The 14,756-nt window shown below is 74.3% G+C and carries 7 protein-coding genes; 6 read left to right on the forward strand and 1 reads right to left on the reverse strand.

The window, feature by feature from the left end:
- Positions 1-65: 65 nt before the first annotated feature.
- Positions 66-1,541, forward strand: coding sequence for an MFS transporter (locus tag ACZ4K2_RS34020; protein WP_467479985.1), 1,476 nt, complete (start codon positions 66-68; stop codon positions 1,539-1,541).
- Between the two features lie 42 nt (positions 1,542-1,583).
- Positions 1,584-2,381 carry an SDR family NAD(P)-dependent oxidoreductase gene (locus ACZ4K2_RS34025; protein WP_467479987.1) on the forward strand — a complete coding sequence of 266 codons (798 nt, stop codon included), beginning with the start codon at positions 1,584-1,586 and terminating at the stop codon, positions 2,379-2,381.
- Positions 2,382-2,614: 233 nt separating this feature from the next.
- Here the strand turns inward: ACZ4K2_RS34025 and ACZ4K2_RS34030 are convergent, their stop codons facing one another.
- Positions 2,615-2,857 carry a DUF6411 family protein gene (locus tag ACZ4K2_RS34030; RefSeq protein WP_467479988.1) on the reverse strand — a complete coding sequence of 81 codons (243 nt, stop codon included), beginning with the start codon at positions 2,855-2,857 and terminating at the stop codon, positions 2,615-2,617.
- A gap of 235 nt (positions 2,858-3,092) precedes the next feature.
- On the opposite strand from ACZ4K2_RS34030, the gene ACZ4K2_RS34035 reads away from it, so the two are divergent.
- From ACZ4K2_RS34035 to ACZ4K2_RS34050, 4 genes are all read left to right on the forward strand, one after another.
- Entirely contained in the window at positions 3,093-4,616 is a 1,524-nt protein-coding gene (locus ACZ4K2_RS34035; RefSeq protein ID WP_467479989.1) for a class I adenylate-forming enzyme family protein, read from the forward strand.
- Between the two features lie 266 nt (positions 4,617-4,882).
- Entirely contained in the window at positions 4,883-12,811 is a 7,929-nt protein-coding gene (locus ACZ4K2_RS34040) for an SDR family NAD(P)-dependent oxidoreductase (RefSeq protein WP_467479991.1), read from the forward strand.
- Positions 12,812-12,817: 6 nt separating this feature from the next.
- Positions 12,818-13,321, forward strand: a complete 504-nt coding sequence (locus tag ACZ4K2_RS34045; protein WP_467479993.1) for a nuclear transport factor 2 family protein — start codon at positions 12,818-12,820, stop codon at positions 13,319-13,321.
- On the forward strand, positions 13,318-14,733 hold the full coding sequence (locus ACZ4K2_RS34050) for an NAD(P)/FAD-dependent oxidoreductase (protein WP_467479995.1): 1,416 nt from the start codon (positions 13,318-13,320) through the stop codon (positions 14,731-14,733). Before ACZ4K2_RS34045 ends, ACZ4K2_RS34050 begins: the two co-directional genes overlap by 4 nt.
- Positions 14,734-14,756: the final 23 nt, after the last annotated feature.

Raw genomic sequence — 14,756 nt, forward strand, 5'->3', positions numbered from 1 at the left:
GCCGGCACCCGCGCCGATCCCGGGACGGGCTCCCGCACTCGCGGACACGTTCAAGGAGAACCCACTTGCCGAGCAGCACCACCCGCACGCGGAGTCCGGGCGTCATCACCGCCGTGATCGCCCTGAGCGGCATCGTCGTGTCGCTCATGCAGACGCTCGTCGTACCGATCATTCCCAGGCTGCCGGACCTGCTGGACGCCTCGGCGTCCAGCGCCTCCTGGGTGATCACCGCCACGCTCCTCGCGGCAGCCGTGGTCACCCCCATCGCCGGGCGCCTCGGCGACATGTTCGGCAAGCGCCGGGTCCTCATCGCCAGCCTGGCCGTGCTCGTCGCGGGCTCCGTCGTGTGCGCCCTCTCGGACAGCCTGGTCCCCGTGGTCGTGGGGCGGGCGCTGCAGGGCCTGGCCACCGGTGTCATACCGGTCGGCATCAGCGTCCTGCGCGACGAACTGCCGGCCGAACGGATCGGCGGCGCGGTCTCCCTGGTCAGTGCCACGCTGGGCGTCGGTGGCGCGATCGGCCTGCCGGTGTCTGCCGCCATCGTGCAGAACACGAGCTGGCACGTGCTGTTCTGGCTCGCCGCCGCCCTCGGTGCCGTCTGCCTGCTGATGGTGACCCTGCTGCTGGCGGAGTCCCCCAACCTCTCCCCCGGCCGGTTCGACGCCCTGGGCGCGGCCGGGCTGGCGGGCGGCCTCGTGCTCCTGCTGCTGCCGGTCACCAAGGGCGGCGACTGGGGCTGGACCAGCGGTACCACGCTCGGCCTCTTCGTCTCCGGCGTCCTGGTCCTGGCGCTGTGGGCCTGGCACCAGGCGCGGGTGTCCGAGCCCCTGGTCGACCTCCGGGTCACCGTCCGCCGCCCCGTGCTGTTCACCAACCTGGCGTCCGTCCTGGTCGGCTTCGCCATGTACGCCATGTCGCTGACCCTGCCCCAGCTGCTCCAGTCCCCCGAGGCCACCGGGTACGGGCTCGGGCAGTCCACGCTGGCCGCGGGTCTCGCCCTGGCTCCGGGCGGCCTGGTGATGATGGCCCTCTCCCCCGTCTCCGCCCGCATCACCGCCCGGTACGGCCCCCGCGCCTCCCTGCTCACGGGCACCGCGGTCATCGGCCTCGGCTACGGCGCGGGCCTGCTGCTCATGTCCCAGGTGTGGGAGATCGTCATCACCTCGATGATCATCAGCGCCGGGGTCGGCATCGCCTACGCCGCCATGCCCGCCCTGATCATGGGCGCCGTACCCGTCACCGAGACCGCTTCGGCCAACGGGGTCAACGCGCTCATGCGTTCCGTGGGCACCTCGACAGCCAGCGCCGTCATGGCGGCCATCCTGGCCAACATGACCATGCGACTCGGCCCGGCCCAGGTACCGACCGAGCACGGGTTCCGCATGACGTACGTGGTCGCCATGCTCGCCACGGTCGCGGGCCTCCTGCTCACCCTCGCCATCCCGCGCGTCCGCGCCGCCGCCCCGGGGCAGAGCGCCCACGACGCCTCCCGGCACGAAACCCCCTCGTCCGCCGGGGCACCCGCCGGCACCGGCCGCTGAACCCACCGAACCGACCCACCGCACACCACGAGGAGCACCGTCATGAACCGTCTGCCGGAGAAGGTGGCCGTCATCACCGGAGCGGGGAGCGGCATCGGCCGCGCCGCCGCCGAACTCATGAGCAGGCAGGGCGCCCGCGTCGTCGTCGCCGACTACGACACCGAGGCCGCCCAGGAGACCGCCGACATCATCACGGAGGCGGGCGGCCAGGCACTGCCCCTCACCGTGAACGTCCTCGAGGAGGACTCCATCGCCGGGATGATCGACGCGGCCGTCGAGCGGTACGGCGCGCTGCACATCCTGTGCAACCACGTCGGCGGCACCAATCCCCGCACCGACCTCGACCTGCTCCGCATGGACATGGCCGAGTTCGACCGGGCGGTCTCCCTCAACGTGCGCAGCACCCTCCTGGGCTCCCGGTACGCGATCCCCCACATGATCCGCTCCGGCGGCGGCTCGATCATCAACACGGCCTCCGTCGCGGCGCTCGTCGGAGACGTCCTCCAGACCTCCTACGGCGCCGTCAAGGCCGCGGTGGTCAGCATCACCAAGTCCGTCGCCACGCAGTACGGCCCGCAGAACATCCGCTGCAACGCCGTCGCCCCCGGCGCCGTGATGACGCCGGCCCTGGTGGACAACCTGCCCCAGGAAGTGGTCGACAGCCTGAAGAAGGGCAACGCCCTCCCCTACCTCGGGTCGCCCGAGGACATCGGCCACACCATGGTCTTCCTCGCCTCCGACGAGTCCCGCTACCTCACCGGCCAGCTCCTCGTGGTCGACGGCGGCATGACCATGCAGTCCTCCGCCGCGCCCGGCCGCCGGGCCATGCTCCCGGGCTGAGCAGCCGCGGCGGCCACGGTGCCGACCGGTTCCCCGCCCGGCACCTGACGTATGGGCAGGTTCTCGGGCCGGCCGTGGACGGTGAGCGGGTCAGCCGGGATACCGGTCGTCGAGGACGGGTCCCGGTGCTCCTCGGTCCTCCGCACGGCGGGCCCCTGCCAGGTCGGCAGGGGCCCGCCGTCGCCGTACCGGGCGCGGACGCGTTCGGCGCGCCGCCGGCACGGTGCCCCGGGTCAGAAGGGCATACGGCCGCGCGCCTGCCGTCCGGCGGCACCGCTGCGGCCCATCGCCCGGGAGCTGGAGCTGAACGGCTTGCTCAGCAGGCGGCCGAGGACACCGGGCGCCTTGGATCCGGCGCGCGCTCCGGCCCCGAGACCCCGCTGCGCACCGTTCTGCGGGTGCCGCGACAGTCGCGGCAGGAAGAAGGCCAGCACGGCCAGAATCACACAGGCGGCTATGACGATGCCGATGACCATCTCGTTCCTCCAGGCTTCGGGGGCGCGGCTCCTCCGTGCTTTCGCTCCCCGACTGCCCCGCCTTCCCGTCACCACACCGCCCGTGCTTCCGGGAGAAGGGGACCGGCCCCGCGCCACCGCCCCGGCCGCTGCTGGGCAGTTGAAGCTTCCCCAGAGATTTGAACGATGATTCAATCCTTGCCGGGCCGGGGAGCCCCCGGCCCGGCAGCCCCACGAGGATGCGGAGGATCCTGCGGTGAACCTGACGTGGATGCTGGAGGGCTCGGCCCGCGGTCGCGGCGGGAAGCCGGCCCTCGTGTCCGATCTGGGGTCGATGACGTACGCCGAGCTGCTCGCGGCGTCGAAGCGGGCGGCCGCCGTGCTGCGTGGGCGCGGGGTGCGGCCGGGGGACCGCGTGGGGGTGATGACGTACAACACCCCCGCCTTCGCCGTGGCGGCGTTCGGGATCTGGCGGGCCGGGGCGGCGCTGGTGCCGGTCAACCACAAGCTGACCGCGCCCGAACTGGCCTACCTGGCGGGACACGCGAAGCTGCGGGTCGCCGTCGTCGCGGAGGAGCTGTCCGGGCGCGTGCGCGAGGGCGCTCCCGGGATCGATGTGCTCACCACGGACGACACCGGCGGCGGAGAGTTCGACCGGCTGGTCGCCGAGGCGCCGGAATGGGAGGGCGTGGAGGTCGAACCCGACGCCGTGGCGCAGGTGTTGTACACCTCCGGGACGACCGGCACGCCCAAGGGCTGTCTGCACTCGCACCGCGGGCTGTCCGCCGTGCCCGCGTACACCACGGCCGCGGCGGGGCTGCGCCGCGAGGACCGGTTCCTGCTGGCCATGCCGATCTGGCACGCCTCGCCCCTGAACAACTGGTTCCTGTCGATGATCTACCTGGGCGGCACCGTCGTCCTGCTGAAGGAGTACCAGCCCCTCGCCTTCCTCCAGGCCGTGCGCAGGCACCGGGTCACGGCGTTCTTCGGTGCGCCGATCGCCTACCTCGCCCCGCTGAAGGCGCTGCCCGCGGCGGGAGTCGACCTGTCCGGCTTCGGTCTGTCGAGTGTGCGGCTGTGGGCCTACGGCGGGGCGCCGCTCGGCGCCGAGACGGTGCGGACGCTGGAGGCCGTGTACGGTCCGGACCGCTTCTGCCAGGTGTACGGGATGAGCGAGATGGGGCCGGTGGGTTCCGTGCTCCACCCGCACGAGCAGCTCACCAAGGCGGGGTCGATCGGTGCGGGCGGTATGCCGGGCGTCGACATCCGCGTGGTCAGGGACGACGGCCGGGACGCCGGGGCCGGCGAGACCGGGGAGCTGTGGCTGCGGTCGGGGACCCGCATGCTGGGCTACCTCGACGATCCGGAGGCGACGGAGCGTGCCTTCGAGGGCGACTGGTACAGGTCCGGGGATCTCGCGCGGGTGGACGAGGACGGCTACCTGTTCATCGTCGGCCGGATCAAGGACGTCGTCATCACCGGCGGGGAGAACGTCTACTCGCCCGAGGTGGAGGAGGCGGTCAGGCAGCATCCGGCGATCCGGGACGCGGCCGTCGTCGGGCGGCCGCACCGGGACTGGGGCGAGACCGTCGTCGCCGTGGTGGAGGCCGACGCGGCGGTGACGCTGGAGGAGCTGCGCGGGTTTCTCTCCGCCAGGCTGGCGAAGTACAAGATCCCCCGGGAGCTGTTGGTGGTCCCGTCGCTGCCGCGTACGCCCTCCGGCAAGGTGAAGAAGCACGTGCTGCGCGAACAGGTTCGGGCCGAAGGCGGTACCGGGTAGCTCCGCCGGGCATACCGGGTGCCGGGGTCGGCGTGCCGTTCGAAGGAGGCCGGTCCTGGACCCCGCGATCGCGGTCCCCGGCCGTGGGCAGGGCCGTGTCCGGGCCTCGCAGGGGGCGGAGTTCCGGGAACAGGGGGCGGGGAGCGGCAGTAGGGGTTGGGTGGGAACGGCGGGGTCAATAGGTTGTGCGGCGGCCCCGTCATGCCGCGTCACCTTGGCTGTCGGCGATCCGGGAACAACTCCTCCTGCGACGAGCGGAGTTCGCGATGACCGCCCCTGCCGATCAGCTCGTCGAGGCCCTGCGGGCGTCGTTGACCCAGAACGAGAGGCTGCGTGCCGAGAACGAGCGGCTGAGTGCGCGCCATGAGGAATCGGGTGAGGCGGACCGGGAGCCGATCGCCATCGTGGGGATGGGGTGTCGCTATCCGGGCGATGTCACCTCCCCGGAGGACCTGTGGCGTCTGGTCGCCGACGGGACCGACGCGATCGGGGATCTGCCGGCGGGGCGCGGCTGGAAGCAGCAGGTGCTGGAGCTCGCCGCGATGGACGGGACGGTCCCGCAGGGCGGGTTCGTCGAGGGGGCGGACCTGTTCGACCCGGCCGTGTTCGGGATCGCGCCCCGTGAGGCGCTGGCCATGGATCCTCAGCAGCGGCTGCTGCTGGAGACGTCGTGGGAGGTTCTGGAGCGGGCCGGCATCGTGCCCGGCTCGCTGAAGGGGAGCCCGACCGGGGTCTTCGTCGGAGCCGCGAACACCGGGTACGGGACCGGCATCACCGAGTTGCCCGACGGGGTGGCGAACTACCTGGTCAGCGGGACGGCCAGCAGTGTGCTGTCCGGACGGCTCTCTTATGTCTACGGGCTGGAGGGGCCGTCCCTCACCGTGGACACCGCCTGCTCCTCCTCGCTGGTCGCCCTGCACCTCGCGGTGCGGGCGCTGCGGGCCGGTGAGTGTTCGCTGGCTCTGGCGGGCGGGGTGACCGTGATGTCGACCGCCAGTATCTTCCACGGGTTCGGCAGCCAGGGGATGATGGCGCCGGACAGCCGCAGCAAGCCGTTCGCCGCAGCCGCCGACGGCACGTCCTGGGCCGAGGGCGTGGGGCTGCTGCTCGTCGAGCGGCTGTCGGACGCCCGCCGCGCGGGTCGTCGGGTTCTCGCGGTGCTGCGTGGCTGCGCCGTCAACCAGGACGGTGCCTCGAACGGGCTGACCGCGCCCAACGGGCCGTCCCAGCAGCGCGTCATCCGCGCCGCCCTCGCCGACGCCGGGCTCTCCCCCGACGAGGTCGACCTGGTCGAGGCCCACGGCACCGGCACCACCCTCGGCGACCCCATCGAGGCGCAGGCCCTGCTGGCCACCTACGGCCGGCGGCCGCAGAGCGCGCCGCCTCTGTGGCTCGGTTCGCTCAAGTCCAATATCGGGCACGCCCAGGCGGCTTCCGGTGTCGCCGGCGTCATCAAGGCCGTCATGGCCCTGCGGCACGGCCGCATCCCGCGCACCCTGCACATCGACGCCCCCTCCCCTCACATCGACTGGAGCGCCGGGCACGTGCGTCTCGCCCGGGAGGCCCTCGACTGGCCGGCGACCGGGCGGCCCCGGCGTGCGGCGGTGTCCTCGTTCGGGATCAGCGGCACCAACGCGCACATCGTGCTGGAGCAGGCCGACGCGCGGGACGATCCGCCGCCCGCCGAGCCCGTGGGGCGGCCGTCGGACGGGCCTCTGGCGCAGGGTCCTGTGCCGTGGCTGGTGTCGGCGGCCACCGCGCGGGCGTTGCGGGCCCGCGCCGGGCGCCTCGCCCGGTGGTGCGGCGAGGAGCCGGACCTCGTCTCCGTGGGGGCCGCGCTGGCCACGGGGCGCACGGTGTTCGAGCACCGGGCGGTCGTCCTCGCCGACGGCTTCGGCGCTCCCCGGGAGGCGCTCGGTGCGCTGAGCCGGGGTGAGCCGTCGCCGCTGGTCGTGGCGGGGCAGGCGAACGTGCGCGGCAAGACGGTGTTCGTGTTTCCCGGGCAGGGGTCCCAGTGGACCGGGATGGCGACCCGGCTGCGGGAGGAGTCCTCCGCGTTCGCGTCCCGGCTCGCCGCGTGCGAGGAGGCTCTCGCGCCCTGGACGGACTGGCGGCTGAGCGACGTCCTGGACGACGAGGCGGCCCTCGGCCGGGTCGACGTCGTGCAGCCCGCGCTGTGGGCGGTGCTGGTCTCGCTGGCTCATGTGTGGCAGGAGCACGGGGTGCGGCCGGCCGCGGTCCTCGGGCACTCCCAGGGGGAGATCGCCGCGGCCTGCGCGGCGGGCGCGCTGTCGCTGGAGGACGGGGCGAAGGTCGTCGCGCTGCGCAGCAAGGCCATCGCCGCGGAGCTGGCGGGGCGGGGCGGGATGGCCTCGGTGGCGCTGGCGGTCGGCGAGGTGGAGGGGCGGGTCGAGCGGGCCGGGCTCTCGCTGTCGGTCGCCGCCCGCAACGGGCCGCGCTCCACCGTCGTCTCCGGCGGCGCCGACGACCTCGCCCGCTTCGTGGAGGCGTGCGAGGCCGACGGGGTGCGGGTGCGTCGCGTCCCGGTCGACTACGCCTCGCACTCGCCGCAGGTCGAGTCGTTGCGGGAGCGGCTGGCCTCGGAGCTGGCGGAGATCGTGCCTCGGCGGTGCCAGGTGCCGTTCTGGTCGACCGTGACCGGAGACTGGATCGACACGTCGCAGTTGGACGGCGCGTACTGGTACCGCAACCTGCGTCGGCCCGTGCTGCTGGAGGAGGGGGTGCGGGCGCTGCTCGCGTCGGGGCACGGGGTGTTCGTCGAGGTCAGTCCGCATCCGGTGCTGACGGCGGCCGTGGAGGAGGGCGCGGAGGAGGCCGGGGCGGACGTCGTGGCCGTCGGCACGTTGCAGCGCGGTGACGGTTCGCTGCTGCGGCTGCGGACCTCGCTGGCTCAGGCGGCGGTGCGGTCCACCCGGATCGGCCTCGCCGCCCTGTTCGACGGCGTCGACGCGCGGGACGTCGCCCTGCCCACGTACCCCTTCCAGCGGGCCCGCTACTGGCTGTCTCCGGGGTCGGGGGCGGATCCGCGTGCGCTGGGCCTGGACGACGCCCGGCATCCGGTGCTGGGAGCGGCGGTGCGGCTGGCCGACCGTGACGCGGTCGTCCTCACCGGCAGTGTCGAGGTCGACGGCCCGGCCGTCATGAGTGCGGGTGTCCTCGCGGAGCTGGCCGTGCGGGCCGCCGACGAGGTCGGGGCGAGTGTGGCCGCGCTGTCCCTGGAACGGCCGCTGGTCCTGCCGGAGGGCACCACCCGGGTCCAGGTGACGGCCGACGCGGCCGCCGGGGTCACGGTGCACGCCTGCCACCCCGCGGTGGAGGACGAGCGGTGGGTCCGGTACGCCGGTGCCACGCTCACCTCGCTCCCTCGGGCTGCGGCCGGGTTCGACGGCACGTGGCCGCCGTCCGACGCGGTCGCGCCGGCGTTCCCGGACGATGACGGCTCGCCCGGGACGGCGGTGATCCGTCTTCTGGCGCGGCACGGGGGTGTGGTCTTCGCGGAGGTCGCGCTCGACGACGCGGCCCGTGAGGTGCGCGGCCACCGGGTGCATCCCGCCCTGCTGGACGCCGCGTTGCGGGCCTGGCACCTGGGGCGGGACGACGGCGACACGCGGTACCGGGCGCCGGTCTCGCTGGGCCGTGTCGTCGTGCACTCCACCGGCGCCCACAGTGCGCGGGTGCGGGTGTCGCCGGAGGCCGACGGCACGGTCGTCGTCACGCTGGCCGACGCGGGCGGGCAGCCGCTGGCGGAACTGGGGCCGGTGGTGTTCGGGCCGCCCGCCGACCGGATTGCGGGGATGCCCGTGAGCCTGCCCAAGGACACGGTGTTCGGTGTCGAGTGGGTGCCGGTGGTGCCTGCCGGTGACGCGGCCGACGGGACCTGGGTGTCGCTCGCCGGTGGTGAGGTGGACGGGCTGAGCGGCCGCTGTGTCGTGCACCCCGATCTCGCCGGGGTCGCCGGCTGCGGGCTGCCCGCACCGCAGGCCGTGGTCGTGCCGGTGCCGGTGGGGGGTGGTCCGGAGGCTGTCGCCGTGTGGGCGCTGGGGACGCTGCAGGCGTTCCTGGCCGAGGAGGGCTTGGCGGACAGCCGGCTGGTCCTGGTCAGCCGGGGTGCGGTGGCCGTGGAGGCCGGTGAGGCTCCTGATGTGGCGGCCGCCTCGCTGTGGGGGCTGGTCGGTGCGGCGGAGGCCGAGCATCCCGGGCGGCTGCTGCTGCTCGACTGCGACGGCCCGCTGTCCGCCGCCCTGTTGGGGCAGGCGCTCGCCGCCGGGGAGTCCCGGCTCGCGGTGCGCGGTGAAGCGGTGCGGGCGCCCCGGCTCGGGCGGCCCTCGACCGCTCCCGCTGCCGGGCACCGTCCCCTCGATCCGGAGGGGACCGTGCTCATCACGGGCGGGACCGGCACGCTCGGGGGGATTCTGGCCCGGCATGTGGTGCGCGAGCACGGCGTGCGCCGGGTCCTGCTGCTCAGCCGGCGCGGTCCCGACGCGCCCGGCGCCCGGGAACTCGTCGGGGAACTCGCCGACCTGGGTGCCGAGGCCGGCGCCGTCGCGTGCGACGCCGCGGACCGGGACGCGCTCGCCGCGGTTCTGGCGAACGTGCCCGCCGACCGTCCCCTCACCGCCGTCATCCACGCGGCGGGCGTCCTCGACGACGCTCTCCTCGGCGATCTGACGCCGGAGCGGATGACGGGCGTCATGCGCCCCAAGGTGGACGCCGCCCGTCACCTCGACGACCTGACGCGTTCCCTGCCGCTCGCCGCGTTCGTGCTGTTCTCCTCGGCCGCGGGGGTCCTCGGCACGGCCGGGCAGGCCAACTACGCCGCCGCCAACACCTGTCTCGACGCGCTGGCCGCGCACCGGCGGGCGCACGGTCTGCCCGCCACCTCGCTCGCGTGGGGCATGTGGGAGGAACTGAGCGAGCTGACCCGGCGTGTGGCCGTGGACGGCGGCGGGCGGATGGCGGACGCCGGGTTCGGCACGCTGTCCACGGCGGACGGCCTGGCGGTGTTCGACGCCGCCGTGCGGACCGAGACGGCGCTGTTCGTGCCGGTGCCGACGGATCTCGGCACGCTCGCGCGCCGGCTCGCCGGGCATCAGTCGCCCCCGCTGTACCGCGGCCTGATCCGTGCTCCGCAGCGTCGCGAGGCGGGCTCGGGCGCGGGGTCCGAGGACCGTACGGGGCTGGCGGCCCGGCTGGCCGGGGAGTCCGTGGCCGACGGGACGCGGATCGTGCTGGAGCTAGTGCGGGAGCAGGCCGCTGCCGTACTGGGTCATGCGGCCGGAGACGCGGTCGGGGCGGGGCGTCTCTTCCGTGAGCTGGGTTTCGATTCGCTCAGCTCGGTCGAACTGCGCAACCGGCTCTCCTCGGTCACCGGTCTGCGGCTGCCGGTCGGCCTGGTGTACGACCACCCCACTCCGCGGGCCATGGCCACGTACCTGCGCGCCCGCATCGCGGGGGACGCTCCCGAGGCGGCGGTCCCCGAGGCCGTGACCGGTGCCGACCGCACCGACGACCCGGTGGTGGTCGTCGGGATGAGCTGCCGGCTGCCGGGGGGCATCGGGTCGCCGGACGAGCTGTGGGAGCTGCTGCTGTCCGGCGGGGACGCGATCGGGCCGGTCCCGGACGACCGGGGCTGGGACCTGGAGCGGATGGCCTCGTGGAACGGTGCCCTGCGCGGCGTCGGGCTGCTGACCGAGGGCGGTTTCCTCACCGGGGCCTCCGGGTTCGACCCGGCGTTCTTCGACATGAGTCCGGAGGAATCCCTGGTGGTGGACCCCCAGCAGCGGCTGCTCCTGGAGCTGGCCTGGGAGGCGTGGGAGCGGGCCGGTGAGGACCCGCGCCGGATGCGCGGGTCGCGTACGGGTGTCTACGTGGGGACCTTCACCCAGAACTACGTCTCGGACATGCGGCAGGTTCCCGAGGCCAGCGTGCCGTACGTGTCGTCGGGGGCCGGTTCCCCGTTCGCGTGTGCCCGGGTGGCTTACACGTTCGGGCTGCAGGGGCCGACGCTCGCCGTCGACACGGGCTGCTCTTCCTCCGGTGTCGCCCTGCATCTGGCCTGCCAGGCGCTGCTGCGGGACGAGTGCTCCTCGGCGCTGGTCGGCGGGGTGACCGTGATGGCGTTCCCGGTCGCGTTCGACAATCTCGGCGGGATCGCCTCGGATGGCCGCTGCAAGTCCTTCTCCGCCGGCGCCGACGGGGTCGGCTGGGGTGAGGGGGCCGGGGCCCTGGTGGTGGAGCGGCTGTCCGAGGCGCGGCGGCGCGGGCATCCCGTGCTCGCGGTGATCCGCGGTTCGGCGCTGAACCACAGCGGAGCCAGCAACGGGCTCACCGCGCCGCACGGCCCGTCGCAGAGCGAGGTCATGCGGCTGGCGCTGGCGGACGCCGGGCTCGGTCCGCAGGACGTCGACGTCGTCGAGGCGCACGGGACGGGCACGCCGCTGGGGGACGCGGTGGAGGCGGAGGCCGTCATCGAGGCGTACGGACGGCATCGTGTGGACCGTCCGGTGCTGCTGGGGTCGGTCAAGGCCAACGTCGGTCACCCTCATGCCGCGTCGGGGGTCGTCGGGGTCATCAAGGCGGTCCTGGCGATGCGGCACGGGATTGTGCCCGAGGCGCTGCACGCCGCCGAGCCGCTGGCGGACGTCGACTGGGCGGGCGGGGGCGTCACGCTGCCCCTCCAGGCGGTGGCGTGGCCGGAGACGGGACGTCCGCGTCGGGCCGGGGTGTCGTCGTTCGGCGGCAACGGCACCAAGGTGCACCTGATCCTCGAACAGTCGCCCGACCCGGACGGCGCCCCGTCGCCCGGCCCGGCTCCCCGCACCACCGACCTGCCGGTGCCGTGCCTGCTGTCGGCCCGCTCCGGGCCCGCTCTCGCCTCGGCGGCGCGCAGGCTGCGGGAACGGGTGGCCGGCGACATCGCGCTCGGCCCGCACGAGGTGGCCCGGTCCCTGGCCGCCCGGACCGCGTTCGAGGAGCGGGCGGTCGTCCTCGCGCAGACGCGAACGGACCTGCTCGACGCGCTGGACGCGCTCGCCGCCGGTGACCCGCACCCCTGTGTGGTGCGCGGCCGGGCGGAGGACGGGGAGGTCCGGCTCGCCGTCCTGCTGCCGGACGCCGACGGGCGCGAACCGTCCGTCGAGGCCGCGCTGCACGCCGCCTTCCCCGCCTATGCCCGCGCCTGGGACGAGGCGGCCGGCGAACTCGCCCCGCACCTGGACGGTCCGCCGCCCGCGCCCGGCGAAGCGCACGAGCACACCGTCGCCGCCGCCTTCGTGGCGCTGGTCGCCGCCCACCGGCTGCTGGAGAGCCGGGGCATGCGCCCGGACGTCCTCCTCGGCCGTGGCAGCGGGCAGATCGCCGCCGCTCACCTCGCCGGCAGTCTCACGCTCGGTCAGGCCGCCTGTGTGGCGGCGGGCCGCGCGGACGCCGTGGACGACCCGAGGGCCGCTCCCCCGCTGATCGCGGCGCTGGTGGACGGCGGCGGCGAGAAGATCGACGCCGAGGCCCTCCTCGCGGGCGCGGCCCCGGCCCCGAGCGGCGACGCGCCGCGGCTCGCCGGTCTCGTGCTGCACCTGGGGGCCCGCGACGCGGACCCGGACTCCTCCCCCGCCGCGCGCCTGGACCGGGAGCTCGCCCGGCTGTGGGCGGCCGGGGCCAGCCTGGACCTCACCGCGCTGCTGGCAGACGCGGCCGCCCTCAGGGTCGACCTGCCGACGTACCCGTTCCAGCGCGAGCCCTACTGGCTCGGCGCGTTCCGGCCGAGCACCACCGATTCAGGGAGCACCATGACCGACGAGCCCACCCGCAAGAAGATCATCACGGAGTACTACCGCAGGCTGAACTCCGGTGACGTGGACGGGGTGGTCGCCATGTTCGCCCCCGACGGCTTCATCGAGGACCCGATAGGTGTGTCCGTCGCGCGCGGCCACGAGGCGCTGCGCCACTTCTTCCAGGTCACCATGGTCGAGGCCGACATCAAGGACACCGTCAGGTCGATCGTCTGCGCCCAGGACGACCGGTATGTCGCCGCGTCGCTCACCGCGGACCTGGTCAACATCACCGACCCGGAGCGCAAACGGCTCACCGTCGAGGCGGTGATGACGTTCGCGGTCGGCGAGGAGGGGCTGATCGAGGAAGTCCGCAGTTTCTGGGGTGCGACCGACGTGAGCATGTGAGCGGCCGTGTCCGAGACGGAGACGCTCTGCAAGCACCTGGTGGTGGAACACTGCCGCCGCATCAACGCCGGTGACCTGGAAGGGCTGCTCGCCCTGTACTCGCCCGCGGTGACGTACGAGGACCCGGTCGGCACCGGGCCCCGGTCCGGTATCGAGGCGCTGCGCGCGCACGCGGGCGCGGCCATCGAGTGCCAGGCCTTCGAGGACTTCGGCGCGCCGGTCGCGGCGCAGGACGGTGCCAGTGCCGCCGTCCCCGTCGTCACCACCATGAACTACCTGCCCTGGGGACCGAATCTGGTCCGCCTGGGTTACATCCCCGCACCGCCCGAGGAGGAGGACGGCTCCGCTCTGCGGATCCGGTTCGACTACGTGATGGCCGTGAAGGTCGGGGCGGACGGGCTGATCAACGACATGCGTGGCTACTGGGGCAAGTCCGACGTGGTGTACCTGGGCCCCGCCGAGCCCGAGGAGCCCGAGGAGCCCGAAGAGGAGGAATTGGTCTCCCGATGACCGACTCGAAGCATGCGGTGGTGATGGGGGCGGGGCTGGCCGGGATGCTGGCGGCCCGTGTCCTGGCCGCTCACGTGGACTCCGTGACCGTCGTGGACCGCGACACGATGCCCGACGGGCCGTACCTGCGCAAGGGGCTGCCCCAGGCGCGCCACGCCCATCTGCTGATGTCCGGCGGCGCGCGGACGATCGACGCGCTGCTGCCTGGCACCACCGACCGGCTCCTCGCCGCCGGCGGGCACCGGATCGGGCTGCCGGCGGACGTGGTGTCGCTGACGGCGTACGGCTGGCAGCAGCGCTTCCAGGGCGCCCAGTTCATGATCACGTGCAGTCGGGAGCTCCTCGACTGGACGGTGCGTGACGCGGTGCTGCGCGACAGCCGCATCACCGTGCGCGACGGCGTCGAGGTGGTGGGGCCCCGGGCGGCGGGCGGCCGGGTCACCGGGGTCGTGGTGCGGCCGCGCGACGGCTCGGGAGGGCCGGTGGAGCTGGCGGCGGACTTCGTCGTGGACTGCACCGGACGCGGCTCGCCGGCGAAGAAGTGGCTGGCGGAGCTGGGACTGCCGCCCGTGCGGGAGGAGACCGTCGACTCGGGGCTGCGCTACTCCAGCCGCGTCTTCCGTGCCCCGGCCGGGGCCGAGCGGGACTTTCCCGTGGTGAGCGTCTACCCGGACCACCGCTCGGGACGGCCGGGGCAGAGCGCGGTGCTCGTCCCGATCGAGGACGGCCGGTGGATCGTCACCGTCTCGGGGACCCGGGGAGCCGAGCCTCCGAACGGCGAGGCAGGGTTCGCCGCGTTCGCGCAGGCGGTACGGCATCCGATCGTCGGCCGCCTCATCGCGGGCGCCGAGCCGGTCACGGAGGTGCAGGGCTCCCGCAGTACGCACAACCGGCGGCTGCACTACGAGCAGGTCGCCGGGTGGCCGGAGGGCTTCGCCGTCATGGGTGACGCGCTGGCGGCCTTCAACCCGGTGTACGGGCACGGCATGAGCTGTGCCGCGCAGGCCGCGCAGGCCCTGGAGGGCGAGCTGCGCCGTCTCGGCGGCCTCCGCCCTCAGCTCGCCAAGCGTGTCCAGCGTGCGGTGAGCGCGGTCGTCGACGACCCGTGGATCCTGGCCACCACCCAGGACCTCGGCTACCCGGGCTGCCGTGCCGAGGTCACCGACGCCCGGCTGGCCGACCCCTCCGACGCGGGCCGCCGGTTCGCGGACCTGGTGTCCACCGCGGCGCTCTTCGAACCCGCCGTGGCCGCCGCGACGATGGAGGTGACCACGCTGTCCGCGCCGCTGACCCGGCTGCGGTCTCCCGAGGTGGTCGCGGCCGTGCAGCGCCTCGCCGCACGTCCCGCCGGCGCGCCGGCGTCGGCCGAACCACCCCTGCGGTCCGCCGAGTCGGCGTTGCTGACGATCTGACGGCACGCGCACGGGGAAGGGGG

Source organism: Streptomyces sp. NPDC025833 (assembly GCF_055558055.1).

Coding starts and splice junctions, on each gene's coding strand:
- ACZ4K2_RS34025 (WP_467479987.1), top strand. CDS start 1,584: ATGAACCGTCTGCCGGAGAAGGTGGCCGTCATCACCGGAGCGGGGAGC.
- ACZ4K2_RS34030 (WP_467479988.1), bottom strand. CDS start 2,857: ATGGTCATCGGCATCGTCATAGCCGCCTGTGTGATTCTGGCCGTGCTG.
- ACZ4K2_RS34040 (WP_467479991.1), top strand. CDS start 4,883: ATGACCGCCCCTGCCGATCAGCTCGTCGAGGCCCTGCGGGCGTCGTTG.
- ACZ4K2_RS34050 (WP_467479995.1), top strand. CDS start 13,318: ATGACCGACTCGAAGCATGCGGTGGTGATGGGGGCGGGGCTGGCCGGG.